Here is a 26,752-nt window from a genome sequence, read left to right on the forward strand (position 1 = left end):
CAAATAAACATTAAATTAAACAAACATGAGAAGATTTTTGCCTTGGATTATCATTGGAGGATTAGTTGTAGCTGTCATTTTATACTACATCAATGTAACTAACGGAGCTGTTGTAGTTGATCAAGCAGTTAAAAAAGAATGGGGTAACGTGGAGACTTCGTACCAAAGACGAAATGATTTAATTGGCAACTTGGTAAATACAGTAAAAGGCGCCGCTGATTTTGAAAAAGAAACCCTAACAGCTGTTATTGAAGCTCGTGCCAAAGCTACTTCTGTAACAATTGACCCAGCTAACGTGAGCCCAGAACAATTAGCAGCTTTTAACTCAGCGCAAAGCGGTGTGAGCAGCTCATTATCTAGATTATTAGTTTCTGTAGAACGCTACCCTGAATTGAAAGCAAATTCTAACTTCATGAAATTGCAAGATGAATTGGCTAGTACAGAAAATCAAATTTTAACAGCTAGAACTCGTTTCAACGAATCAGTGGAAGTATACAATAATTATGTCTTGAAAAATCCTAGAAAATTGTTTCTATCTGACTATAAAGAGAAAGCTGCCTTTAAAGCTGTTGCAGGTGCTGAAAAACCTGTTGAAGTAAAATTCTAAATCCTATTTTTAATTTTGAATAACGATTTTTGATTGCAATCTTGCAGTTAAAAATCGTTATTTGTAATTCAATCCCTTTCTTATGTCAAAAGTAGAAGATTTGTTGAGCAGTGCCGAAGAGCAAGAAGTAGTAGCAGCCATTTGCAGTGCTGAAAAAAATACCTCAGGAGAAATTCGAGTTCATATTGAAAAAACTACTGATCAAGATCCATACGACCGCGCTATGGAAGTTTTTCATGAGTTGAAAATGGATGCAACCGAATTGAAAAACGGCGTATTGATTTATTTGGCAGTAGAAGATCGCAATTTTGTTATTTGTGGCGATCAAGGCATCAACGAAGTGGTTCCAGATGATTTTTGGGACTGTACGCGTGACATCATGGTGGCACATTTCAAAAAAGGCGATTTCAAACAAGGCTTAATTGATGGCATTCACCGCGCTGGCGAACAATTACAACGCTACTTTCCTTGGCAAGAAGGCGATACAAACGAATTATCAAACGAAATCTCAAAAGGATAATGAAGCTATATCCAAAAAATATCTTAACCACACTTTGTTTTATTAGTTTCTTACTAATATGTTTTGCAGCAAATGCTCAATTTACTATTCCGGCTAAACCAGATTTCCAAACATCCGTATACGATTATGCTAATGTTTTGAGCAGCACCGAAAAAGCACAATTAGAGCAAAAACTCATCCGATATTCTGATTCGACCACTACGCAAATTGTTGTCATTATCATTGAAAGTTTAAAGGGTGAAGATGTGAGCTTACTCGCTACCAAGTGGGCACAAACTTGGGGAATAGGTGGCTCAGCACAAGATGATAATGGCGTAATTGTTCTTTTGGCTAAAGCCGAAAAACGAATTGCTATAAATCCAGGATATGGATTAGAGGACCGATTAACTGCTGGTTTAGGTGGTGAAATTATTCGAAATATTATTGTTCCCGAATTTAAAGCCGGAAGTTTTTACAACGGTTTAGATAAAGGAACGGATGCCTTAATTGACGTTTTTAAAGGAAAATACAAAGGCAAACGCGTTGAAAAAAAATCGGGCAAAGGCTTTCCTGTTGGGCCCATCATTGTAATCGTGATTGTTTTACTAGTCATAGCATCGCGTAATAAAGGCAATCGCAATAATGGCAACAACGGTGGCGGAGGCATTGGCTCTTCCCTACTCGATGTGATCATTTTAAGCAACCTAGGCCGTGGTGGCGGAGGTGGATTTGGTGGTTCTTCAGGCGGAGGCTTTGGAGGCGGCGGCTTCGGTGGAGGTTTTGGCGGAGGCGGTTTCTCTGGCGGAGGATCTAGCGGAGGTTGGTAAACGCTACAGCATTTTTAAGATTAAAATAATTCCCTTTATAATTAAAACACTCTTATTTTATGCCTTGCATAAATAAGAGTGTTTATTTAAAATTAGATTTTCATGCTTTCACAAAAAGCCAAATATGCTTTAAAAGCACTTTTGTATTTAGCACAACAAGAGGAGACACACGTGTCTCGAACTCTTGAAATTGCTGACGCAGCTTCGATTCCGAAAAAGTTCTTGGAGCAAATACTCCTTGACCTCAAACGCGGGCATTTTGTAGGCAGCAAACAAGGAAAACTTGGTGGCTATTACCTTTTAAAATCTAAAAACGAAATCACCTTAGCTGATATTCATCGGCTTTTTGATGGTGCAATCGCTTTACTACCCTGCGCCTCTTTAAATTTTTACGAACGCTGTTCTGATTGTACTGATGAAGCTACATGCGCCTTACGTCACGGGCTAATTGTCATTCGTGAGGAAACACTCAAAGCGATGCAAGGCATCACTATTGCTTCGTTAATACATCGTTAAAAAAATATTTTATAAACTCGACTAGTTTTATAGAATTTATATATATTTGCATTTTTAATAGCTATTCCAACTACTCTAGCAAAAAGAGAATTGGTCCTGTATTTCCTCACTTGTTATCTATATTTTTTTGATGATTAAATTTAAAAAATTATTCCTGCTACTCCTTATTTGCTCTGCTACGTCAAATGCACAAACCGTAAAAAAAGTAGACCATCAAAGTATTGTTTGGACGCGCTATTACAACCAATTGCTGTTGAGTGAAAAATGGTCTTTGCATTCTGAAATTGACAATAGAGTTTTCACAAAACCCATTCAGCAAAACGTTTATGTGTTGCGTGTGCAAGGACGTTACAGAATAAACAGCCATCTGGAAACAGGTGCTGGATTTGCTCATTTTTCGGTTACTACGCAAATACCTGAAATCAATCCCGACTTTAGAATTCCTGAATACCGCGGCCAACAAGATTTGACTTGGAGAATCAGCGGCAAAAAAACAGTAATCAATCAGCGTTTTCAAGTGGAAGAACGTTTTATTCAGAACGCGAATTCCTCAGGATTGCTACCCGGAAGTACTTTTTCATGGCGTTTTAGATACCGTCTGCAGGGAGATTATACCTTTTGGAAAAAAGAAAACCAAGCTATAAAAGCCATTCTCTCTGATGAAATCATGTTCAATGCCGGCAAATCTAATCGTAAAAATACCTTTGACCAAAACAGAATTTACGCAGCTTTACATTTTCAAGCCAGCAACCATTTTTCGTATGAGTTAGGCTACCTCAACAGTTATCAAAGACGACCAAGCGGTGTTGACTTTTTTGATCGTGATATTATCCGATTGAGTGTTTTTCATCGTTTGAATTGGAAAAACAAATCCTAAAAAAAATCCCGAATTTCTTCGGGATTATTGTTCTCGTGATATAGCAGATTTGGAACTAAATTAAGCCTTATTTTCGCATTTACTAAATATTCCAAATATAAAACCTATTTTTCTATTAAGCCAAATGCCCAAATCCTTTGTAGTGGCTGTCAGGCAGAGTTTTTTTTATGGTCTCTGAGGTATTGCAGAATAATTTTCTTCTGAGGTTTGATGTAATATACCAATAAATTTAAAGTCAACTTCTTTTTCCTTACTAATTTCTATAGTAAGTGGCATTGTAGGAGTAATTCCTCTTGCAGCTTTCATTGCTTCAGCATTAACTACATTACCATTATTAAGTTTCACATCATTATTAAACCCACCATTGAACATACCCTCTGTCGGTAAAGAAAAGTTTAATTCATTTTCGTTATTTTTCACTAAAATTAGAAAACTTGATATTGGTTCAAGGTAATGGCTTGCAAAGATTTTGATTGTAATTTTTGTTTCGGTTTGACTTTCTATTTTAAATGAAAGATTTGAGAACGTATTTGTGTTTACACTAAAAGTTGAATTTCCTTGAATGACATTTACCATTTGTCCAACTGAAGTATCAATCCCGTTAGAATATAAGTCTATATACAGACTTTGAGACAGAATGGAAGGCATTGATGTAGCATCAAGTCTTACAGGTATAACCTTACATTTTCCTTTAGATGCTTTATAAACGGCGTTCTGCCATTCCATTTTCACCATATTGCTGCCAATACTGTTTTTAGAAACAAAGAAAAAAAAATGAGTGCACTTTTCTAATCCATCATTCATCTTATCAATAAGTCCGTCTCCTGGTTGCATTGACCAAGAGTCATAAAAAACATTTTCTTTTCCGAAAATATCTGCGAGTTTTAAGGCAATTGGTTCTATTATTATTTTGTCCGTATGATTGTGACTTATAAATATCATTTTCTGTTTTTTTGGTTAAAATTGCGGCTAGCGCTCTGGCACCACTGCGGGTTTGGTATTAAATTAAGCCCATTTTTAGGATTTGCTAAATTTCCAAATACAAAACCATCTTCAAATTAATCCAAATATCTAGCTTGTTTGGTGCGTGTGTTGGTATCAGTTATTTTCTTCTTTTTGTTAAAGTTGGTTCTGAATTTACTCCGCCAATAAAATAAAAATTATGATTTGTATAACTTGCCATTTTAGAATAGTATTCCAAAAATTCATAAACCATATTTCCTAGTTCGTATTCATCTGTATTATGTTTTATTATTTCTGTTCCCAAAATATTTATTGCTTCTGTTTTGTCAATTACAAATCCGTGGTCTTTATATTTGTACACTAATTCGTTTGCAATTATTTCTGCATTTCTTGGAAGATTTTCCTTGTGAGTATTTAATAAGTTTACAGCATACTGCATAGCCGACTCTGCAACTCTTTCATAATAGCCAATTTGAACTGGTTCAATTGACATACTTAAATATTTAGCAAACATTTCCGATGATTTTGGGTTTTCAGAAACTAATTGAGCAATATGCTCAATTGAATTTTTTAGCCCAAGAGTTGGTAAATTATTTATTTGAGGGTCAATTGGTCCAAGTTCACTTAAACTTCCCATATGAATTTCATTAGCAGCACAACACAAAAGTGTTGCTGCTGATTTTGCATATCTTGGAACAGCAATAACAAATTTATTATTTGAATATTCCCGACATAATTTACCAATTAAATATGCCGAACCAGGAACTCCTCCACCGGACAATAAAACCATTAATACTGGTTTCTTTTTGTCAAAAGTTGTAACTGCACTATAGATTTTATCGGCGTCACTTTTAAGCATTGTACTATCATCATATAAAATCACAACGTTGTACTTACTTGATATATTTAATTTCTTAATTTCTTGATTTAATAGTAACTTAAAGTTTTCCTGAAACTTTGCAATTAATTTTTCATTACCATCTTCACCGTAAGCACTGAATAATAATCGTAACACATCAAACTTATTTATTTCGGTTTTAGTTTCTTCTACTTTTTCTACTTCAGTTTTAGATTCTTCTTTTGCCATTATTAGTTAATTTTATGATTATTTTCGTTTCGAATTCTTTCGTTTTTTTATAGGATTACTGGCCAATAATAAATATTCACTATCAAACAAATTCAATCTATCCTAATATAGATAGTTTCATGCCATTACATTAGCTCTTATTTCTACGAATATAACTACAACAATTACAGTAAAAACAAAAAATCTACAAACGGTTAATAAATCCGTTAATAGGAAACAAATACTACAAAAAAAGCCCAAGAATCAAATCTTGGACTTTGGACATTTGTATTAACAAAAAAACCACTTCGTTACAAAGTGGTTTTCTAGTTTTATTTCTCTCTAATATAAATATCGATTGGCACTCCTGAAAAATCCCAATTTTCTCTAATTTTATTTTCAAGGTAACGTTTGTACGGTTCCTTAACATATTGTGGCATGTTGGCAAAAAATACAAACTGAGGCGTTTGTGTAGGCAACTGCATGCAATATTTAATTTTTACATATTTTCCTTTGGTAGCTGGTGGCGGATAGGCCTCAATTACCTTAAGCATGAATTCGTTAAATTTAGAAGTCGCAATACGCTGCTGTCTGTTTTCGTATACTTTTACCGTAGCTTCTAATGCTTTTAGCAAACGCTGTTTGGTCAAAGCCGAAACAAAAAGAATTGGCACATCTGTAAACGGCATTAATTCTTTTTTGATTTTCTCTTCGTAATCGCGGGTTGACATGGTATCTTTTTCAACCAAATCCCATTTGTTTACCAAGATTACAACACCTTTGCGGTTTTTTTCGGCCAACCAAAAAATACTTTGGTCTTGTCCTTCAAATCCACGGGTAGCGTCAATAACAAGGATACAAATATCAGCGTGTTCAATAGCACGTACAGAACGCATTACCGAGTAAAATTCTAAATCCTCTTTTACCTTAGCCTTTCGACGAATTCCCGCCGTATCTACCAAGTTAAATTCAAAACCAAAACGGTCAAACTTCGTATCAATAGCATCACGCGTAGTACCCGCAATGTCTGTTACCATAAAACGTTCTTTACCAATCAAGGCATTGATAAAACTTGATTTACCCGCATTTGGTCGCCCAACTACTGCAAAACGTGGCAATACCACTTCCTCTTGAACAGGTTCTGGTTTTACCGGGAAAGCATCAATTAAAGCATCTAATAAATCTCCTGTTCCACTACCTGATATACTCGCAAATGTAAAATAATCTCCTAAACCTAAGTTGTAAAACTCCAAGGCATCTTTCTCACGCATGGCGTTGTCTACCTTGTTTACCGCTAGCAAAACGGGCTTAGTCACTTTACGCAACAAGCGCGCTACAACATCGTCCATAGGCGTAATGCCTTCCTCAACATCAACCACAAAAATGATTACATCGGCCTCATCAATAGCCAGTTCTACTTGCTTGCGGATCTCGCCCTCAAACACGTCATCAGAACCTTTTATGTATCCTCCGGTATCAATTACAGAAAATTCTTTTCCGTTCCACTCGCTTTTACCATAGTTTCTATCGCGGGTCACCCCAGATACTGAATCTACAATAGCTTCTCTTCTTTGTATCAGCCTATTAAAAAGGGTCGATTTCCCCACATTAGGTCTTCCTACTATCGCAACAATGTTATTCATAATATAATTTGAAAATTCGTTTTTCCGAAACCTTATTTTTCCGTTTCGGGTGGCAAAGGTAGTGTTTAAAAGCGTGATTATCAATTTTTTTCGAATATTAGCCACATTAGCAAAACCTAACCGACTCATCTTCAAAACAAAACTCACAACGACACCACTGCCCTTTGTATTTATTCGTTCTTCGAATATTCTAAAATATCGCCCGGCTGGCAATCTAAGGCTTTACAAATTGCTTCCAACGTACTAAACCGAACCGCCTTAGCCTTTCCTGTTTTTAATATTGATAAATTTGACAAGGTTAAATCTACCTTCTCCGAAAGCTCGTTCAATGACATCTTGCGCTTGGCCATCATCACATCTAGGTTTACAATTATTGCCATAACTTAAATGGTTAGTTCGTTTTCTTGCTGCATTTCGATTCCCTTTTTTATAATTTGCCCAATTACCAATAAAATTACACTGGTAAACCACCACACATCACCACCTCCAAAACTTAAATCGGCAACATTAGGCATTTGTATTCCGTCTGCAATCAAATTCTTTGTAAAGCCTGCTCCCCACAAAGAAAATAGCCCAATTCCAAAAGAAATACTAGCCACCAAATCGATAAATTTTTTCAGAGAATCATTAAACGGCTGTGCCAAATCAATTTTTTTATTGTGAAAAACAAGTACAATAGTACAAAACAAGACCGCTTTCAACACCGCAACAATACACAATAAAACAGTCAAAGTCACATAATGCGACTGGTTGAAGTAATACAAAGCTTCCAAATCAACCTCTGTCCAAAACTTACTTGCCCCAGCAGGATTGAGCAGCAACGTAAAAACAGTGTTAAAAATAAAGCCACCCGCCTGGATGCAAAGCCCCACAAAAATAATCCAAGATACCACCTGCAGTACTTTAAAAACAAAATTGGTTTTTCTAGACATGATACAAAGTATTTAAAATTAAAGTACAAATATATCAATATTTATTGATAAACAATAAAAAAACATCATCTATCAAAATATATTTATCGCTTTTAAAATCTTCAGGAGCTTTTCCAGCGCTACAATACAACTCCTCGCGCCTCAAGGAGCTGTTGCAAAGCCCGTGCAGGAGCTTCCTTTGGTCGCTCTACACGCGCAGCAACACCATCCTTTTTTCGCTCCGGGGTTTCCTTTTCGCTCTGGGCTAAAAAAAAAATCAGTACAAGAGACTAACTCTAGTACTGATTTCAATGTTTTGCAGCTGTGGTAAGCTTGAGTTTTTAAACTACGATTTATTTTGCAGCTAAGCTAAATTACCAATAACCTAAAGGGCGAACCCATTGTTGCTGATTAACTTAATTTATTTTATTTCATTTTTTTTTATGTCGAAGTATCTTGCGAAGTCTGTAATTGGCTGACCATTTTTATCAAACCGAATTATTATTTTATCTCCTATAATTGAAACTGTATCAGGAATAAAATTGTTATCATCGCGCTTATCCTTGAATATTATTTTGTTACCAATAAGCTGATAGTTTCCTTTATAAATTTTCTCACTTAATAAATTTGAGGATTCCATTTCAAATTTTTTGTCATCTCTAAGCGTCAAACGCATAGCACTTTGGTCATCAATTAGAGTTGCTTCTAATATTCTTTTGCTCTTTAAAATTTCAGAATTCAGTAATTCAGAGCTTAAAAATATTCCAAATATTACAACTCCAATGAAAATCCCCAATCTATTTTTCTTTAAGATTGCCAACACGAAAAAACTAATTGAACAAAAACCAAAGAAAGCAGGAGGTATCAAGTAAAATATCGATAAATATCTCGAAATAAAATCACTAAGAAAATAAGTCCCTAAAAAAAGAAGACCAATTAGTAAAGTAAACAAGTGAATTTTAAGTTTCATAAATGTTCTATTCTTTTCGAAAATACCTTTAAGACATTGTATTTAACTGAATACTAAAAAGCTAAAATCAATTCACATTTCACTATTCACTAATCACCATTCACTTCTCACTCCTAACTATTGATTATACCCAAAACGCTTCAACATATTCGCATTACTTCTCCAGTTTTTGTTCACTTTTACGTAAAGCTCAATGTGAATTTGTTTTCCAAAGAATTTCTCTAAATCTTCACGGGCCTCTGTTCCTACCTTTTTTAAAGCGGCACCTTTATGACCTATCACAATTCCTTTTTGAGTTTCGCGTTCCACCATAATCAATGAACGAATGCGAATGATATTGTCGTCTTCAAAAAATTCTTCGGTAACAATTTCAACTGCGTACGGAATCTCTTTGCTGTAATTCAGCAAGATTTTTTCACGAATGGTTTCATTCACAAAAAAACGCTCTGGCTTATCCGTCAGTTGATCTTTTGGGTAATAGGCTGGTGACTCTGGCAAAAGTGTAATGATTCTTTGAAAAACCTCAGGAACATTAAAATTTTGCAAAGCTGATATTGGATATATTTCAGCATTCGGAACTTTTTCTGTCCAAAAAGCCACTTGTTGCTCTAATTGTTCTTGGTTCGAATTGTCAATTTTGTTAAGTAATAGCAAAACTGGAATTTTCGAGTGGATAATTTTATTAAAAAATGCTTCATCCTTAAGTTCCTGCTCCCCTATCTCGACCATGTAAATCAACACATCAGCATCTTCAAAAGCCGATTTCACGAAGTTCATCATCGATTCCTGCATTTCGTAGGCTGGCTTAATGATTCCTGGCGTATCCGATAAGATCATTTGAAAATCTTCACCGTTTACAATTCCTAGAATTCTATGACGAGTTGTTTGTGCTTTTGAAGTAATAATTGATAATCGCTCTCCAACAAAGGCATTCATTAATGTTGATTTACCAACATTTGGATTCCCGATGATGTTTACAAAACCTGCTTTATGTGACATTTCTACTATAATTTATGCCACAAAGGTAGTCATATCAAGTGAATAGATGAAATAAAACATTTTTTAAAAATTTAATTGGAAATACAGAAATTCGTTGTACATTTGCACCCGAAACAACGTGGGATAGAGCAGTAAAGCTTTCGTAGGGTTTCATATCCGCCACGGCGGACACAGGTTCTGAAACATTGATTAAAAATATATCGCGGGATAGAGCAGTAGGCAGCTCGTCGGGCTCATAACCCGAAGGTCACAGGTTCGAGTCCTGTTCCCGCTACTAAGTAGCCTTATTGAGATTACATAACGCACATCGCGGGATAGAGCAGTAGGCAGCTCGTCGGGCTCATATCCGCCGCGGCGGACTCAGGTTCAAAAAAAGTAATCTTATTGAAAGTACAAACGCACATCGCGGGATAGAGCAGTAGGCAGCTCGTCGGGCTCATATCCGCCGCGGCGGACACAGGTTCAAAGAAAATAATCTTATCGAAAGTACAAACGCACATCGCGGGATAGAGCAGTAGGCAGCTCGTCGGGCTCATAACCCGAAGGTCACAGGTTCGAGTCCTGTTCCCGCTACTATAAAAGCTTCAGAGAAATCTGAAGCTTTTTTTGTTTATCTTAGATTTAAAAATTGGCTCGGATTGTAGACACTAATTAGGAGGGCTCATATCCGCCGCGGCGGACACAGGTTCGAGTCATTCCAACGACAGACTCAAAAAAAATTCAGAGAAAGCTGATGTTTTTTTTTGTTTTTAAAAACTTTCTATCATGGATGAATTTGTAGTTTACATTTTATATTCTGAAAAATTCAATAAAAATTATACTGGATTTACATCGAACCTCATTGAGCGATTCAAATCACATAACGTTTTAGGCACCAAAGGACACACCTTGAAATTTAGACCTTGGACTGTAATTTATGTTGAATTTTTCTCTTCTAAAGCTGAAGCCATGAAAAGAGAAAAATATTTAAAGTCAGGAATTGGAAGAGAGTTTATTAAAAACTTAATTCTAAAATAAAAACTCGTCGGGCTCTTATCCGCCGCGGCGGACACAGGTTCGAATCTCCGCCACGGCGGACTACTAGAAAAGCTTCAGAGAAATCTAAAGCTTTTTTGTTTATCTTAGCTTTATTCAGATTGTAGAGACCAAATTGAACTACCTTACCTCGCGAATGTCTCCGACTTCGCACCATTTAAAATATTTTTTTACCGCAAATTCGCAAATTATGATATTATTTAATCTGTGAATCTGCGGTTATCATAGATTTAATAAAGCTTATCCATATTGCGGGTGCGAAGTCGGAGACATTCGCACAGCTTTGTAAAGATACTTTTCTGAGAGAGCGGGAACTATTGAGAAAACACCATTTGAAAAAGCTGGTGTTTTTTGCTTTTAAAAAAACCTCAATCACTATCATTTACTGAACCTTAAACCCAAAAATTGATTCTCGAAAAAAAAAAAATTAAAAAAAATGCTTTTTTGAGGTAACAATTAATATAGTACTGTATCAAAAGGTAAACTCTAAAAAAATACATCTTATGAAAACGAAATCTATTTTAATTATTGCATTTTTCCTTTTGGTCTCAAAATCTGTTTTTGCTCAAACTGCCTTCAAAGTAGAGGTAAAAGGAAAAGGAGCTCCAGTTTTATTATTTCCTGGTTTTGGTTGTACCGGTGAAGTTTGGAATGAAACAGTGGCGGAACTTTCTAAAAATAACGAATGCCATATTTTTACTTTTGCGGGATTTGGGAATGTCCCTCCGATTGAAACTCCTTGGTTGGCAACCATCAAAGATCATGTAATTTCCTATGTAAAAACAAAAAAACTTAAGAATGCTACATTAATTGGTCATAGTTTAGGAGGTACTTTAAGTTTGTGGTTAGCCTCTCAGGAAACTAATTTGTTCAAAAAATTAATTATCGTTGATGCTTTACCCGCAACTGCCGCTTTAATGATACCTAACTACAAAGGAGAAATTATTCCATACGACAATCCGCAAAGTAAAATGATGATGACTATGGACCAAAAAGCGTTTGACGGAATGAATTCGCAGTCAACTTCTTTTATGTGTATGAACAAAGAAAAACAAAAAACAATCAATGAATGGATGCGCCTTGTAGATAGAAAAACTTACGTTCACGGTTATATTGACATGCTTAATTTAGACCTGCGCAAAGAAATGTCTAAAATTAAAATTCCTGTTGTAATTTTAGCTGCTTCAAATCCAGATCTTACCACAGTACAAAACACCTATAAAGCCCAATATGAAAACCTGCCTTCTGTTAAAATGGAGTATGCAGCAAACTCCGCTCATTTTGTTATGTACGATCAACCAGAATGGTTTATGAATAAAGTAAAACTTGAATTAAAATAAGGTGGCTAAAAAAGAACTATTCGACGAGATTTATTACAAGCATTACAATAAAGTGTTTCGTTTGTGCAAAGGTTATTTTTGTGGTGATACAGCATTGGCCTCTGATGCAACTCAGGAAATCTTCATCAAAGTCTGGGAGAAATTAGACACTTTTAGAAATGAATCAAGTATCAGCACTTGGATTTACAGAATTGCAGTAAACACTTGTCTTCTTTATTTGAGAAAATCATCTACCAAGAAAGAATTTAGGACCGATATTCTGCCTCAGATTGTTGCAGAAACTTATTCGAGCGAAAAAGATGAGCAGCTTAGACAAATGTATCAATGCATACAAAAATTGGAAGAAACGAACAAGATGATCATCCTGATGACTTTAGACGGTTTAGAATATCAGGAAATATCAGAAGTAATCGGGATAACCGAAGAAACCCTTCGTGTTAAAATTCATAGAATCAAAAAAAGTTTAACTCAATGTGTACAAAATGAAAACATTTGAAGAATTACAAAATATCTGGGACCAGCAGACAGCATCTGAATCACAACCAACTGCGGCCGAAATTATAAAAAAAGCAGAGTCACATACTAAAAAAATTAAACGTAGTCATTTGTGGACCAAAGTAATTTTGAGCTTGACTTCTATAATATTAATCTCCTATTATATCTGGTCAGGTGCTTACAGAAACATACAGTTTAGTATCGGCTTGTGCATTATGATTGTCATGCTTGTGAGCCGCGTAGCCTTAGAATGGATCAGTGTAAAAAAGCTAGCCAATTTAAATACTGATCTCACATTAATAGAATACAGTAAACTAGCACATCAGTTTTATACTTGGAGAAAAAAAATACATTACATCCTTACTCCTATTATTTACCTCACGTATACTGCTGGATTTACATTGCTTTTACCTGTCTTTAAAAATATTTTCTCAAGAGGCTTTTACCTTTACATTTTATTAAGCGGATATATTTTTTTATTTCTATTTGCATTTTTTATGATAAGATTCATTCAAAAGGAAATAAAACTTTTACACTTCTTGAAAAACATTTCGTAAAAAAAAAATTGGTAGCTATTTCACCATTTACCGCTACTAGAAAAGCTTCAGAGAAATATGAAGCTTTTTTTGTTTATCTTGGATATAATAAAGATTGGCTAAGAATGTGGAGACCAATTTGAAAGACCTTGCTTCGCGAATGTCTCCGACTTCGCGCCATTTAAAATATTTTTTTACCGCAAATTCGCAGATTATGATAATATTTAATCTGCGGTTATCTTTGATTTTTTAAAGCTCAACTCCGCATGCGAAGTCGGAGACGTTCGCATAGCTTTTAACAAGACAATCTTTGGAGAGCGGAGCTAAAACAAGGAAATACAAAATATTCCCTCACCGTAATTGCCTATCAAACTTTAAAATTTTGAAACGTGCCCGTAAAGTCTAAAATACCAGAATTTAGAAGTCAAATTAATGCTAAGCTTCATCCTTGGTGTTTTTTACCAAACCAATTCCGGTCAAAAAAAAGACAAATCCTAAAACACCATATACAATTAACGACTTAATATCTTTTGTTTCACCTGATGTATTGGTGAAAACAATGGCAGTATAGACTAAACCTGCAATTCCAAGAACAGTTAACATTCCTCCAAAAATTCTCTTTAAATTCATAATCTTATTTATTTCAAATTAGTAAAATCAACAAAATAGAAATTATACTTGTGGTCTTTCACCACCAATATTAAATAGTCTATTGAGTAAAAACGCTCCCAAAACTTAACTTTTAATTTTTGCATAGCGCTTTACAAAGATGCTTCAAGTTCACTAATTGTAGTTACACAATAATAGTTTATTGTTATATGATTTTCTTTACCAAAAGACATTCAATAAAAACACAACCGCTTTATTAACAATAGTTTAAATAATCACCAGAGATTTTAGAAAAATAAAATTGTATTTATCAAATTTATAACTACCGTTGCACCCGAAACAACGCGGGATAGAGGAGTAGGCAGCGCGTCGGGCTCATATCCACCACGATGGACACAGATTCGAGTACTATTCTCACTACTAGGAAAGTTTTAGAGAAATCTCTGAAGCTTTTTTTGTTTATCTTAGTTTTAATGAAGATTGGCTCAGATTGTAGAGACCAATTTGAGAGGCATTACTTCGCGAATGTCTCCGACTGCGCACCATTTAAAATATTTTTTCAACGCAAATTCGCAGATTATGATATAATTTAATCTGCGAATCTGCGGTTATTTAAGATTTAACTCAGTTTCCGCATGCGAAGTCAGAGACGTTCGCATAGCTTTTGAAAAGAGTAATTCGAAAGACCTTACTTCGCGAATGTCTCCGACTTCGTGCCAATTAAAATATTTTCTCACCGCAAATTCGCAGATTATTTCATTATTTAATCCGTGAATCTACGGTTACATTAGATTTAATGATGCTTAGTGCAGATTGGGAGTGACATTCGCATAGCTTTTGATAAGACAACCTTTAGAGAGCGGAGGTATTTTTAAAAATTGAAAATACTATTTTTAAATACTAAAAATTACTTTGAAAATTTCAATTTCTCAGCGGTTATTTTCCTCACTTGATTGACCAATAATGGCAAAGCAGGCTCTACCATATTATGCCCGAAACCTTGAATTTCATAGAGCGTTGTAGCTTTATGACCAACAACTTTCATCATTCGCATGAAATAAGCATTCTCTTCATAACGTCCTAACATTTCTAGCTCTCTATCGCCCGTAATGAGTAATAACGGTGGTGCATCAGCACGCACATGATACAAGGGAGCAAATGCGTCAACGACAGGTTGGGTGTCTGGAATTCCGCGTTCTTTACGCAATTCATAATGAGTAATTACTTGCGGACTTAACGGAATTAAACCTGCAATTGTATTCGCATCGGTATTTTTTGCCTGCAACCATTTTTTATCCATACCAACCATCAGGGCCAAGTAACCACCTGCGGAGTGTCCAGATACAAAAATTAACGACTTATTTCCACCGTACTTTTCGATATTTTGAAACGTCCATGCTACCGCAGCAGCAGCATCTTCAATACATTTTTCGACTTTTACCTTTGGTGACAACCGATAATTAACAGAAATCACTGCAAAACCTTTGTCTTTTAGTCCGTCCGGGAGCTCTTTGTTTCCGCCTGAAAGTCCGCCACCATGAAACCAAATTACCGAAGCGAAACCTTTATTATTTTTTGGATAATAAACATCCAAAACGCAGCGCTCTTTTATGTACTCATCGGTCTTTGAGTTAGTAATATCATAATAAGAAACGTTACTAACCGTAGCGTATTCTGTTTTTTGAGCCCATAAAATGGAGACTGTAAAAAGGAAAAAGATTGCGAAAATTTGTTTTTTAATCATGTCGTAAGGTAGCATATTTATTTTGTAGCTCTAAAATTAAGTAAAACGTGTACCCTGGCAATTTAATACTACCTAAAAAATCTTGATTATTATTACAACTTATCTAAAGACTAATTTGAATTGTTTGCACTGATCATTTTTTATAAACAAAATAATAAATAGAAACCACAATCCAATATTGATCCCAACTGTAATAGTAAAATTACCTTTAGTTTTCGTTAGTTAGTGAAAAGGGAACGTCTTCTTTTTTAATACCTCTTTTCAGATTAGGTGTAGCCGACATTTCAATTTTTAAAGTAGCACCTTTCATTAACTCAGAATGACTGATCCAGTTTTTAGAATAAGATTTACCATTGAATTGCAATGATTGGATGTACCTATTATCAACAGTATTTGCTGGAGCATTAATTTGAATTGTCTTACCGTTTTCTAGCTGAATAGTTGCCTTTTTAAACAATGGAGCCCCCAAAACATATTGATCAGATGCTGGAGTCACAGGATAAAATCCGAGAGCCGAAAAAACATACCAAGCCGAGGTTTGCCCATTATCCTCGTCACCACAGTACCCATCGGGAGTGGCGTGATACATTCTGTTCATCGTTTCACGCGCCCAGTACTGCGTTTTCCATGGCTCATTGGCGTAATTGTACAAATAAATCATGTGCTGAATGGGTTGATTTCCGTGAGCATATTGTCCCATATTAGCAATTTGCATTTCTCTCATTTCATGGATTACACCTCCTTTAAAATTGCCCGTTGCAAAAACAGGTGGAGCAGAAAAAACTTTATCTAACTGCGATACAAATATTTTTTGTCCGCCCATTAAATCCATCAAACCTTGCACATCATGAAAAACGGACCACGAGTAATGCCAGCTGTTCCCTTCGGTAAAACCATTAAACCACAGAAAGGGATCAAAAGGCGTAATAAATTTACCATCCTTGTTTTTTGGTCGCATTAAATTATAAGAAGGATCAAAGAGATTTTTATAATTTAAACTTCGTTTTTTATACAAATCGATTTCGGATTTTGGCTTTTTCAAGGCTTTCGCCAATTGATAAATCGCAAAATCATCGTAAGCATATTCCAGAGTTCGAGCTGCACTTTCATCAACTGCGTCTTGTGGCACATACCCCAAAGTATTGTAATAATCTACTCCCGCTCTACCTACAGCTCTCAAAGGACCTGCATTATTGGCGCCATGAATTAAAGCTTTGTATAAATTTTCGATGTCGTATTTTGAATTTTTTCCGCTCTTTAAATACGCCTCAGATACAATAGAAGCCGAATTATTACCCACCATGATATCGCGTAAACCAGGACTTGACCATTCTGGTAACCAACCGCTTTCTTTATAAGCATTCGATAAGCCTTCTTGCATCTTAGCATTCAGATCAGGATACATCAAGTTTAAAAATGGGTATAAAGCCCTAAAAGTATCCCAAAACCCAGTGTCAACAAACATATAACCAGGTAGTACTTGACCGTTGTAAGGGCTGTAATGAACTACATTTTTGTTTTTGTCAAACTCATAGAATTTTCTTGGAAAAAGAAGCGAGCGATACAATGAGGAATAAAAAGTTCCCATTTGGTCAGTCGTTCCACCTTCTACTTTTATACGGTTTAGCTCTTTGTTCCAAATGGCTTTTCCTTTGGCTTTTAGTTGGTCAAAAGTATCGGTACCGATTTCATTTAAATTCAGTTCCGCTTGTTCAAAACTAATAAAAGAAGAGGCTACTTGAGCATTCACTATTTCGCCATTTTTAGTTTTAAAACCGACAACTACTCCGGCATGGTTGGCTTGCATTTCTAAAGCATTTTCTAAAACATCGCCATTAAAAGTTGCGTTTGTCTCAAAATCTTTATCAAAAACAAGCACAAAATAATTTTTAAAATTTTGAGGCACACCACCACTGTTTTTTGTGGTATAGCCAATAATTTTTCTTTCAGAAGGAATTATTTTCACATAAGATCCTTTGTCAAAGGCATCAATAACTATGTAAGCTTTATTGGTTTCAGGAAAAGTGAACCGAAAACGAGCGGCTCTTTCAGTAGGTGTAATCTCGGTTGTAACGTTATGATCAGCCAAATACACACTATAGTAGTATGGTGTTACAGTTTCTGCTTTATGTGAAAACCAACTTTGGCGTTCCTCTTCCTTAAATTTTAGCTCACCGGTGATAGGCATTATCGAAAACTGACCGTAATCGTTCATCCACGGAGAAGGTTGATGGGTTTGCTTAAAACCTTTAATGCGGTTTGCTTTATAGGTATATGCCCAACCATCGCCCATTTTTCCCGTTTGTGGTGTCCAAAAGTTCATTCCCCATGGCATTGCTATGGCGGGATAGGTGTTCCCATTCGAAATTCCGTAATCTGAATCGGTACCAATTAGCGGGTTCACCCAATCAACGGCTTGCCTAACTTCTGTAACCATCAGTTCTTGCGCTTTACCTGAAACTATGAAAAACAGACTCAAAAACACGAACCGAATTCTATTTATTTTTACACTCAAAACTTAATTATTAATTGCGTTAATTATTCCTTTTCTGACTTCGGAATTTCTAAAAATATCTTTTACCAAGCTTTCGAAAATAACCTATAAAACAGTTTCCTTCTAAATCTAAATCTGTTGTTTGTGTTCAAACTGCTCCTGCAAAACCAACTTTAGATGATTGTAGTTACATTTATTTTTAAGTTGTTTGCTTATATACAATTTCACTAATCTAGACTGTTGGCCCACCAAACAGTAATTTTTAACATGGATTTTGGTAAACTGAAAGAAAATAAAGGCGATATTAGATTCCTTATTCACAAAAATACTAATACGTTTTAGTTTAAAAAATATTTTTTGCTAAATTTCTCTTTCAAAATGGCTTCATAAGATTTGGATTGAGGAACATCAAAATTTTGAAAAATTATTCATTAAAAAAGCCATAGAACGTAAAAAACATTTCATTGTTAGCAAGCCAAAAAAATAAACGAAGGAGGAATAATTACGTAGATATTCAAAAAAGCAATTGAATTACTCAATTCACCGAGCAAATGACTATAAAAGTTATTTAAGTCTAAAAAAAATGAACGGATTACAATAAACCAAATAAAATTTTAGAAAAATACTTTTTCTGCGTTTATCTACCAAAAAAACAAATCTTTGATTGCGATACCTAAAAATATTCGTTAAAATACCCTGACTAAATTCTATAAAAAAAGGTCTATTGCATTTGCAATAAACCTTTTAGACTTTACTTTTTTTTTTGTATTTGGCTTCCTTTGTTGAAAAGAATCATCCTGAAAATTATCTACCAAAATCATCCTGCAACCTGACAATATCCTCTTCGTCTGAAGGATGATCAGGATCAGTATGCTGCCAAATTTCGGCTACAACACCCCAAGTATTCAAACCTATCAATCGATGACGTTCTCCCGTATTCATTTTGATAAAATCACCCGTTTCGAGTACTTTCAAATCTCCTTCTTCATCGGTGTCACTTATTTTTACACCTACAGGTCCGTTGACTACTTTCCACACTTCAGACCTTCTGAAATGATACTGCCAAGAAAGTCTACATGACGGAGCTACTACCAAAATTTTTGGGCTACGCTTTGCTGCAACATCTTCTAACTCTGAATCAAGATTAGGAAAAAAATTTGCCGCAAAAGCATTCGTAACCTCTTCATTAATCACAAAAAAACCACCCCAAGGCCTAGTTTGATCTTCATTTTCGATAGTGTAGTTTGCCGTTTCTAATTGATTTCTGATCTCATCAAAAACAACTGATTTATCTAAATCCTTTGATAACTGTAATTGCATTTTTTAAATAATTAAATTAAAAATGAGGCAGTTCCTCCTTTATTTTTTTTCAAAAAACCTCATTGTAAAAATAAGCTGCCTCCAATATATCAGTTGCTTCGGCGTTTTCTAAAATTGCTAAAGGCATCTTTAATCCCAAATTAGCAAATTATTGTTTTAAAGCAGTCAGAAATATTCATTCACTATTTGTAAATTTCCTATCGACACTGATATACTTCGGCAAAATTACGCAGAAAAGGCGTTAAAAATAAACTTAAATTGAGTGTAAATTTTTGACACATCTTTTGAGCCGCTTCATTACTCAGTTCTGCCAATTCCGTTATTCCTGCTTGTAGCTATAACCCTATTCCCTTTTCCTATTCCTAAATAAACCGTCAAGGTGAAAATAATTATTTACTGCACTATCTTTTAATTCTTTATACTGCTAAAGTCCTGTTTTCGGAATTGTAACGGCTTTAGCTATTGGCAGAGTATCATTTAAATTACAGCGCCATAATTGGTCCATTATGTTTTTGGCACAAATCTTAAAAACATCATTAGTGTTTTTATAAGTAGTCAGTATTCTATCGACTACAAAGTAACTCGCATCATTTAAAAATCGAATAGATAACTGTGGTAAATATAGATTTTTCGGAATTCTTCTGCCAAAAAAACATTATCCAGCTTCTTAATTTATATTTCATTCAAAAAAGACAATTGTTATTTGATAATGAAAATGCAACTCCAATTGGTAACACGGCTAATACTTGAATCTTAAAAGATTGAATTCAAAAAATGTTATAACCTATGGTTTATCAGACAAAAAAAATATTTTTTAAATACAAGTGAAATATCAAGATGTAAAACAGTTGTCTATAACCGTTAGGCAGGATTAAAAAAAATAGATTGTACTGTTCTTTACGTACAGGATAAAGGATAGTAAAAATAAAAAGAGCTAAATATAAGGTTTAAAGCGTGAACCTAGTTGCTAGTTAGAGGCTGCCAAAGAGGACTCTCTAATTTTCAATTTTCCTTGTAGCACAATTCGTTTAGGGTTTTCATTAGCCTCTTTGCGCTGCAACAATGGTAAAAGTATTTTCATTACTTCGGTACTTATTTCGACCATGGGCTGAGAAACAGCTGAAATGGTAGGTGTATGAATTTTGAAAAATTCATTATCATCAAAAGTAAACATCCCCAATTTAGTAATTAAATGAGGTGCATTTTTCTTAAGTACTTTTAATCCTGTTTGAGCTAAATAGTTAGTAGCAAAAAATACAGCGTCTCTATTTTCGACTTCAATAATAAATTTTTTAATCGATTCCCTTGATGTTCCTGCGCTTGATTCAACGTACGGTATCACTAATATATTGGACACTAAACCAGCCTCAGTAATCGCTCTTTCATAACCTCCACGACGATCAGTCATTTGGGTTTGAGTAGAATCTGTTGTAATAAAACCAATACTCTTAAAGTTATTATCGATTAAATGTTGAATTGCATTGTACGTAGCTTGTTCATTATCCACCACAACGCTGTTACAATCTAAGTCAGAAAAATAACGATCAAGCAAAACTACTGGTATATTTTCGTCGATCAATTCTTGAATTACACTTTTAATTCCGGGAGATGGCACAATGATAAAACCGTCTACTTGTCTGAATTTAAAAAGACGAATAAGCTCGATCGATTTTTCATCATTGTTTTCGTTGCTACAAAAAATAACTTTATAGCCTTTACTGTATGCAATATCCTCGATTATACGAGCTAACTTAGAGAAAAAGCTATTCGAAATATCTTCAACCATGAACACTAAAATATTTGATTTTCCGGTACGAAGACTTTGCGCTATTTGATTTGGTGTATAATTTACCTCTTTGGCGTAATTCAATACTTTCTGAATAAGTAAATCAGAAATGTGTTTCTCCTTCCCTTTTCCATTCAAGACGAAAGAAACCGTTGTCACTGAAATTTTAAGATGTTCAGCTATGGATTTAATCGAAACAGGTTTTTTTTTCATCATGACAACTGCATTAAAAACGGACAATATACTACATCTTGATTACCAAATGGTAAGCACCAAAGATAATAAAAGTATTTTTAACAGAGATTGAGCGAGACAAGTTGCACTCTATTTATTTTTCAAATCTGCCTGTAATAGATCATTGAAGCAATAAAGTGACATGAGGGAGATGAAACGATTTACAAAGTGAATATATTTGGTCAAAGTAAGAAATGCAACAGCAAAAAAAACCTGCAAATTTTACTTTGCAGGTTGTAACGTACTACGTTTATTAAAAACAACTAAATATGATTTCTATTGCTAATGTTAATCTTCGGCTGCGATTGCAGTATTACGAGAGGTACTCAACTCTAATAAAGTTGCTACACCTTTATCATTTAACATAGTCATGTTTAAAGTATCTAAAACAGCTAGATTTCTTGAAACTAAACCATTAAAACGGTTATAAGAAATATTCATTTCTTTCAAATTATTCAATTTTTCCAATTCAAAAGGAACTTGACCGACCATTTTATTATCAAACAAACTTAAATTTTCTAATGCTGTTAATTGCTCAACTTTTCTGTCTAAAGCACCAACTAAACGGTTACTATTTAACAACAACGCTTTTAGGTTTTTGATTTCGTATAGTGATGCTGGTATCTCACCTTCTAATTCATTATTAAAAAGAGAAAGCACCTCTAATTGACTTAAAGCACCAATAGCTTCAGGCAATTCACCCGACAAACCATTCATGTACAATTCTAATTTCTTTAAATTATTTAATTCACAAATTGCATTTGGAATTGACCCTTGCAGTTTGTTGAAAGAAAGATTCAATAATTGCATTTGTTTTAGCTCTCCTACAGCGGCAGGAATACTACCTGAAATTTGATTTTTATGTAAATCTAACTCTTGTAAACTTTCCAGATTACTGATCTCAGCTGGTAATTCTCCAATCAAATTGTTATCTGCCAATTGAATTGCTACCACTTTATCATTAAACAACTTTACTCCAAACCATGTAGAAACTGGAGCTGTTAAATCCCATTTTACTTTCCATTGTTTACCATTAGTAGACTCATACAATTTCACAAGTGCTTCTTTTTCGCTTGGAGAAACGGCAGCTAGCATTGAAAATGCACAAAATAATGTAAGCAATAGAGTAGTTTTAGTTTTCATGCGCTAAAATGTTTGATTTAACGATGTAAATGTACACTTAAACGGGTTTACCAGCAAATAAAATCGACGAACGACATTGTTTATCAAATTTTTTACTGATATACCTTACAAGTTGTTCGCAAAATAGTCTCAATTGCTTTTACTATATTTGTTTTAACAACTTAAAAACTAAAATTATGGAAATCAATTTTTTAGCGCTACTTGTAGCCGCTTTATCAACATTTGCGGTAGGATCTATTTGGTACCACCCAAGAGTTTTTGGTACACGATGGATGAAAGAAACAGGACTAACATTGGGGCAACTTCAACAAACTAATTTCTTTGTTTTATTTGGTGTGTCAATTATTTATGCACTAATGATTAGTTTTTTAATGCAATCACTTACTATTCATCAATTTGGTGCATTAGGAATGATTGGTGGTGACCCAGCAGTAGCTAAACCATCTTATGGAGATTTTATGGATGATTACGGAACAGCCTTTCGAACTTTTAAGCATGGCGCTCTTCATGGCTTCTTATCGGGACTTTTCTTGGTTTTACCCATAATAGGCACGACCGCTTTACACGAAAAACGTAGTTTTACTTATATAGCTGTTGTCAGCGGATATTGGATAGTATCATTCATGATAATGGGTGGCATTATTTGCGCTTGGCAATAATCGATACTGTTTGTAGCTATCTTTAAAATATTAAATTTTATTACTTTATTGTTTCAATTGCTTGTGCAATTTGCAGGTCTAAATCAGTAACTCCATTAAGATCGTGAGTTGTTAAGGCAATTGAAACTTTATTATAAGTATTTGACCAATCAGGATGATGATTCTGTTTTTCACACAGCAGCGCCACTTGAACCATAAAAGCAAACGCTTGTCTAAAATCAGAAAAAATAAAGTCTTTGCAAATACGATCGTTATTCAATTCCCAACCATTAAGCTTTTCTAATGCAGACTGAAGGACATCTGGAGTTAATTTTTTCATTTTTTTATCTTTTTATCATCATAAAGATAGCTATTTAATCAAGAAGATAAAAAACATTAAGATTATTACTTAATTTTGAGCAAAATTAAAAAAGCCGATTGACCTCATCGTTTTCATTTCAATTATTTACTTCAGCTATTGCACTTCCTCTAGAGTGGGATGCTATTGCTGTGACCAATCTTTTTCTTACTCGTAATTACCTTCAAATATTAGAGGAATCAGCACCCGGAAATATGGATTGCCATTTTATTGGAATTTATCAGGAAAACCAATTAAAAGGAATTGCACTTGCTCAATTTTTAGATTTAAACCAAGTACCATCCTACGGAGCTCGCGATAAATCATTGAAAACAAACATCCGTAACTTTGCCTTTAAAAATTTTGGAGCCCACGTATTAGTTATTGGTAACAATATGCTTACTGGTCAAAATGCTATGGCTTTCGCCAATGATACTCCTAAAGACACAGCTTTGCAATGCATTCAGCAAGCGAGTAAAGCATTAGAAAAAAAATATAAGTCATCAGGAAAAAAAGTACACATCAGTACTTACAAGGATTTTGAGAAGAAGGAGATTAATGATTTTGAACTCCCTTCACATAAAAATTACTATCGATTTAGCACCCAGCCTTCCATGTTATTTTTTATTAAAGAATCCTGGAAAAAAGAGCAAGACTACATTGATGCTTTGTCAAAAAAATACAGAGACCAATATAAAAGAGCTCGCAAAAAAGCAGCAGGAATAGAAAAACGAAAATTACATTTAGAAGATATCATTCACTTTGAAGAGCGTATTTACGAATTGTATTTACACGTTGCGGAAAATGCTCCTTTTAACACCTTTTTTCTAGCCAAAAATCATTTCAAAAAGCTAAAAGAAATTCTCAGAGATCAGTTTTTATTTTACGGATACTTTATTGATGATAACTTAATTGGGTTTAACACTTTATTAAAAAACGGCAACACTATGGAAACCTATTTTTTGGGTTACGATGATTTGCTACAACGAGAAAAAATGTTGTATTTGAATATGTTATACGATATGATTGCCTATTCAATCAACAAAGGATTTAACGAAATTGTTTTTGCCAGAACGGCGCTCGAAATTAAAAGCTCAGTTGGTGCTATTCCTGTTGAAATGCAAGGTTTGATGCGACATAGCAACCCTTTGATTAATCGATTCATGCCCTTATTGTTTCCCTATTTAGAACCTGAAACTATTTGGCAAGAGCGAAATCCTTTTAAATAGTATTATCAAAAACAGGAACTGCAACTTTTATTTGTTGGTGTAAAATAGCAATATCGAGCTTAGTTTGCTTCCCACAATATTCGCCATCAATTTGAAAATTAACTGGTTGTTGAGTCGTTATTGTTGCTTTTTTTGCCGAAATAATCTCAATATCTTCATCATCTATTGGCATGTTTCCGGTGATAATTTTACCAAAAAGCACTAGATCCATATTTTTTAAAATAACGAGTTCAAACAATCCATCATCCATTAGTCCCAATGGATTAATCGTTACACCTGTTCCATATTTTTGCGAATTGGCAATAACAATCATGCGCGCCTCACAAGCAACAGTCGGAAAATCTCCTCTAATGGTTGCAAAAAAAGGAGGCTCTAAATCAATTAGTGTCGAAACGGTTTGCAACATGTATCCTATTTTACCTCGAATACTTCCGTTTTCATAATTTTTCACTAAATCAGCATTCAAACCAATATCACTCAAATGAATGCTTTTTTTACCGTTTATCTCAATCATGTCAATGGCTTTCGCCTCGTTAGAAAATGCAATTTCAAGATTCTCTTCGATAGTAGATGGTAAATTTAAATCGACTGCCAAACCATTTGCAGAACCTGCTGGCAAAATACCCAAGATAACATCATGCTCCTCCATTGCCTCTGCCACCATCTTAATTGTACCATCTCCACCGGCAACTAGTATGCGTTCGAAAAGAGATTTGTCATACAAGGTTTTGATGTTTTCAATATCATCTTCTCCAGTTGTGGTATACACCTCAAGATTCACTCCTAGATTTGCGGCAAATTCAGAAACTAAGGTTGTAATTTCTACCTTGTCAATATCACCTGAAATAGGATTTACGACTAGCAATATATTCTTTTCCACTTTCATTATGTTTATTACTTAAAAATCTCTAATTTGACCCTATCAAAAGTACCAAAATATATGAAACCAATTCTAAAATTATATCGCGGCTATGCAAATGACCAAGAATTGATTGTGATGGGACATGTTTTTAAACCCTCTTCCGTCGAAGAATATAATTTCCAAAAGAAGAATCTAAAAAATGCCAGCTCTATCATCAAGCTTTTTCAAATAAAAACTTTATCCAATGCCGATGTCTATTTGCAATACAAAGGCCTAAACATACATACTAAAACATTAGACGATGGCTACTTTAAGTTTTGTATACCAATGGATACAGAAATGCAGTACGGTTGGAACGAATACAAAGTAAGCACTCCCTACAAACAAAAAAGTATTTGGGAAAAAGGCTCCTTTATTCGACCTCACAAAGGCAATCTTGGAATAATATCTGATATTGATGATACTTTTTTAGTATCGCACACTTTTAATCCGTTAAAAAAACTCTACGAACTACTTTTTAAAAACATCAATAAACGCACAGTATACGATGATGTTGTAACCCATTACCAGGCGCTTAGTACAGCCGGTCGATCGCAAAGCGAAGAATACAACGTGTTTTTTTATGTCTCAAGTAGCGAGTGGAATCTATATCGGTTTATAACCAAGTTTACTGAAATGCATCAGTTACCCAAAGCAGTTTTGTTACTTAAGGATATCAAAACCAGTCTTTTGGATTTCTTTTCGACAGGGAGAGGCAATCACAATCATAAATTTGAAAAAATCAAACATATCCTTGAGTTTTATCCTAACCTTGAATATGTTTTGCTTGGTGATGATTCACAGCAAGATGCTTTTTTATACGAAGCAATTTGTAAAATATTCCCAGTAACCGTAAAAGCCGTTTACATTAGACAAACCGGCCCTTCTCCAAAAAAGAAAATAGAGACAACCCTCGAGAATATCGCATCATTAAATGTTCGTATTTGCTATTTTAAAGACAGTAGTGAAGCCATTGCGCATTCGAAATCTATTGGCGTTATTTCATAAAAAA

Annotated in this window: 27 protein-coding genes and 2 tRNA genes; 14 read left to right on the plus strand and 15 right to left on the minus strand. The window is 34.6% G+C overall.

The genetic code is table 11. From position 1 onward, the window contains the following. Positions 1–25 precede the first annotated feature (25 nt). From ACXX8U_RS10110 to ACXX8U_RS10130, 5 genes are all read left to right on the plus strand, one after another. Positions 26–607, plus strand: coding sequence for a LemA family protein (locus tag ACXX8U_RS10110; protein WP_458565740.1), 582 nt, complete (start codon positions 26–28; stop codon positions 605–607). Positions 608–689: 82 nt separating this feature from the next. Then, the gene (locus ACXX8U_RS10115; protein ID WP_458565741.1) at positions 690–1,127 is read left to right on the plus strand and encodes a TPM domain-containing protein; all 438 of its coding nucleotides are present in this window, start codon (positions 690–692) and stop codon (positions 1,125–1,127) included. Next, positions 1,127–1,933, plus strand: coding sequence for a TPM domain-containing protein (locus ACXX8U_RS10120; RefSeq protein WP_458565742.1), 807 nt, complete (start codon positions 1,127–1,129; stop codon positions 1,931–1,933). The genes ACXX8U_RS10115 and ACXX8U_RS10120 overlap by 1 nt, the downstream gene beginning before the upstream one ends. A gap of 102 nt (positions 1,934–2,035) precedes the next feature. After that, positions 2,036–2,449 (plus strand): RrF2 family transcriptional regulator, encoded by a 414-nt coding sequence (locus tag ACXX8U_RS10125; protein ID WP_458565743.1) that lies wholly within the window; start codon positions 2,036–2,038, stop codon positions 2,447–2,449. A gap of 130 nt (positions 2,450–2,579) precedes the next feature. Further along, a complete protein-coding gene (locus ACXX8U_RS10130; RefSeq protein ID WP_458565744.1) occupies positions 2,580–3,326 on the plus strand; it encodes a DUF2490 domain-containing protein in 747 nt (248 codons plus the stop codon). A 165-nt stretch (positions 3,327–3,491) separates the two neighbouring features. Here ACXX8U_RS10130 and ACXX8U_RS10135 read toward each other — a convergent pair whose 3' ends face one another. The 7 genes from ACXX8U_RS10135 to era all read right to left on the minus strand — a co-directional run bounded on the left by ACXX8U_RS10135 (position 3,492) and on the right by era (position 9,878). Beyond that, complete coding sequence (locus tag ACXX8U_RS10135; RefSeq protein WP_458565745.1) at positions 3,492–4,268, minus strand: toll/interleukin-1 receptor domain-containing protein; 777 nt, start codon at positions 4,266–4,268, stop codon at positions 3,492–3,494. Positions 4,269–4,428: 160 nt separating this feature from the next. After that, entirely contained in the window at positions 4,429–5,376 is a 948-nt protein-coding gene (locus tag ACXX8U_RS10140; RefSeq protein ID WP_458565746.1) for an SDH family Clp fold serine proteinase, read from the minus strand. A gap of 311 nt (positions 5,377–5,687) precedes the next feature. Continuing rightward, positions 5,688–6,998, minus strand: coding sequence for a ribosome biogenesis GTPase Der (gene der / locus ACXX8U_RS10145; RefSeq protein WP_086453366.1), 1,311 nt, complete (start codon positions 6,996–6,998; stop codon positions 5,688–5,690). 170 nt (positions 6,999–7,168) lie between these two features. Further along, positions 7,169–7,378 (minus strand): helix-turn-helix domain-containing protein, encoded by a 210-nt coding sequence (locus ACXX8U_RS10150; protein ID WP_086453359.1) that lies wholly within the window; start codon positions 7,376–7,378, stop codon positions 7,169–7,171. Positions 7,379–7,381: 3 nt separating this feature from the next. Further along, positions 7,382–7,930 (minus strand): DUF2975 domain-containing protein, encoded by a 549-nt coding sequence (locus ACXX8U_RS10155; RefSeq protein ID WP_458565747.1) that lies wholly within the window; start codon positions 7,928–7,930, stop codon positions 7,382–7,384. A gap of 400 nt (positions 7,931–8,330) precedes the next feature. Then, entirely contained in the window at positions 8,331–8,879 is a 549-nt protein-coding gene (locus tag ACXX8U_RS10160) for a hypothetical protein (protein ID WP_458565748.1), read from the minus strand. A gap of 117 nt (positions 8,880–8,996) precedes the next feature. Beyond that, the gene (era, locus tag ACXX8U_RS10165) at positions 8,997–9,878 is read right to left on the minus strand and encodes a GTPase Era (protein ID WP_144889172.1); all 882 of its coding nucleotides are present in this window, start codon (positions 9,876–9,878) and stop codon (positions 8,997–8,999) included. 201 nt (positions 9,879–10,079) lie between these two features. Here era and ACXX8U_RS10170 point away from each other — a divergent pair. The 6 genes from ACXX8U_RS10170 to ACXX8U_RS10195 all read left to right on the plus strand — a co-directional run bounded on the left by ACXX8U_RS10170 (position 10,080) and on the right by ACXX8U_RS10195 (position 13,305). Continuing rightward, positions 10,080–10,152 (plus strand) — tRNA-Met (locus tag ACXX8U_RS10170). A 226-nt stretch (positions 10,153–10,378) separates the two neighbouring features. Continuing rightward, positions 10,379–10,451, plus strand: a tRNA-Met gene (locus ACXX8U_RS10175). 192 nt (positions 10,452–10,643) lie between these two features. Beyond that, the gene (locus tag ACXX8U_RS10180; RefSeq protein ID WP_236362830.1) at positions 10,644–10,895 is read left to right on the plus strand and encodes a GIY-YIG nuclease family protein; all 252 of its coding nucleotides are present in this window, start codon (positions 10,644–10,646) and stop codon (positions 10,893–10,895) included. A gap of 521 nt (positions 10,896–11,416) precedes the next feature. After that, the gene (locus tag ACXX8U_RS10185; protein ID WP_458565749.1) at positions 11,417–12,253 is read left to right on the plus strand and encodes an alpha/beta fold hydrolase; all 837 of its coding nucleotides are present in this window, start codon (positions 11,417–11,419) and stop codon (positions 12,251–12,253) included. A 1-nt stretch (position 12,254) separates the two neighbouring features. Beyond that, a complete protein-coding gene (locus tag ACXX8U_RS10190; protein ID WP_458565750.1) occupies positions 12,255–12,749 on the plus strand; it encodes an RNA polymerase sigma factor in 495 nt (164 codons plus the stop codon). Then, positions 12,736–13,305, plus strand: a complete 570-nt coding sequence (locus ACXX8U_RS10195; RefSeq protein WP_458565751.1) for a hypothetical protein — start codon at positions 12,736–12,738, stop codon at positions 13,303–13,305. Before ACXX8U_RS10190 ends, ACXX8U_RS10195 begins: the two co-directional genes overlap by 14 nt. 414 nt (positions 13,306–13,719) lie before the next feature. Here the strand turns inward: ACXX8U_RS10195 and ACXX8U_RS10200 are convergent, their stop codons facing one another. The 6 genes from ACXX8U_RS10200 to ACXX8U_RS10225 all read right to left on the minus strand — a co-directional run bounded on the left by ACXX8U_RS10200 (position 13,720) and on the right by ACXX8U_RS10225 (position 22,614). Next, positions 13,720–13,914 (minus strand): hypothetical protein, encoded by a 195-nt coding sequence (locus tag ACXX8U_RS10200; RefSeq protein WP_458565752.1) that lies wholly within the window; start codon positions 13,912–13,914, stop codon positions 13,720–13,722. Between the two features lie 886 nt (positions 13,915–14,800). Next, entirely contained in the window at positions 14,801–15,652 is an 852-nt protein-coding gene (locus ACXX8U_RS10205) for an alpha/beta hydrolase (RefSeq protein ID WP_458565753.1), read from the minus strand. Between the two features lie 193 nt (positions 15,653–15,845). Next, entirely contained in the window at positions 15,846–18,152 is a 2,307-nt protein-coding gene (locus tag ACXX8U_RS10210; RefSeq protein ID WP_458565754.1) for a GH92 family glycosyl hydrolase, read from the minus strand. A 783-nt stretch (positions 18,153–18,935) separates the two neighbouring features. After that, a complete protein-coding gene (locus tag ACXX8U_RS10215) occupies positions 18,936–19,451 on the minus strand; it encodes a cupin domain-containing protein (RefSeq protein WP_458565755.1) in 516 nt (171 codons plus the stop codon). Positions 19,452–20,418: 967 nt separating this feature from the next. After that, a complete protein-coding gene (locus ACXX8U_RS10220) occupies positions 20,419–21,453 on the minus strand; it encodes a LacI family DNA-binding transcriptional regulator (protein ID WP_458565756.1) in 1,035 nt (344 codons plus the stop codon). Between the two features lie 306 nt (positions 21,454–21,759). Next, positions 21,760–22,614 (minus strand): leucine-rich repeat domain-containing protein, encoded by an 855-nt coding sequence (locus ACXX8U_RS10225; RefSeq protein WP_458565757.1) that lies wholly within the window; start codon positions 22,612–22,614, stop codon positions 21,760–21,762. 176 nt (positions 22,615–22,790) lie between these two features. Here ACXX8U_RS10225 and ACXX8U_RS10230 point away from each other — a divergent pair, with 176 nt between their 5' ends. Further along, positions 22,791–23,273: a DUF1761 domain-containing protein gene (locus ACXX8U_RS10230; RefSeq protein ID WP_458565758.1), complete on the plus strand. Its 483-nt coding sequence runs from the start codon at positions 22,791–22,793 to the stop codon at positions 23,271–23,273. 40 nt (positions 23,274–23,313) lie between these two features. On the opposite strand, the gene ACXX8U_RS10235 is transcribed toward ACXX8U_RS10230, so the two are convergent. After that, positions 23,314–23,592: a 4a-hydroxytetrahydrobiopterin dehydratase gene (locus tag ACXX8U_RS10235; RefSeq protein ID WP_458565759.1), complete on the minus strand. Its 279-nt coding sequence runs from the start codon at positions 23,590–23,592 to the stop codon at positions 23,314–23,316. 98 nt (positions 23,593–23,690) lie between these two features. Here ACXX8U_RS10235 and ACXX8U_RS10240 point away from each other — a divergent pair, with 98 nt between their 5' ends. Continuing rightward, positions 23,691–24,839: an 8-amino-7-oxononanoate synthase gene (locus ACXX8U_RS10240; RefSeq protein WP_458565760.1), complete on the plus strand. Its 1,149-nt coding sequence runs from the start codon at positions 23,691–23,693 to the stop codon at positions 24,837–24,839. Here ACXX8U_RS10240 and ACXX8U_RS10245 read toward each other — a convergent pair. Further along, positions 24,832–25,725 carry a diacylglycerol/lipid kinase family protein gene (locus ACXX8U_RS10245; RefSeq protein ID WP_458565761.1) on the minus strand — a complete coding sequence of 298 codons (894 nt, stop codon included), beginning with the start codon at positions 25,723–25,725 and terminating at the stop codon, positions 24,832–24,834. The genes ACXX8U_RS10240 and ACXX8U_RS10245 overlap by 8 nt on opposite strands. Positions 25,726–25,779: 54 nt before the next feature. Between ACXX8U_RS10245 and ACXX8U_RS10250 the strand changes: the two genes are divergently transcribed. Next, positions 25,780–26,748, plus strand: coding sequence for an App1 family protein phosphatidate phosphatase (locus ACXX8U_RS10250; RefSeq protein ID WP_458565762.1), 969 nt, complete (start codon positions 25,780–25,782; stop codon positions 26,746–26,748). Positions 26,749–26,752: the final 4 nt, after the last annotated feature.

It is taken from the genome of Flavobacterium sp. GNP001 (assembly GCF_054343775.1).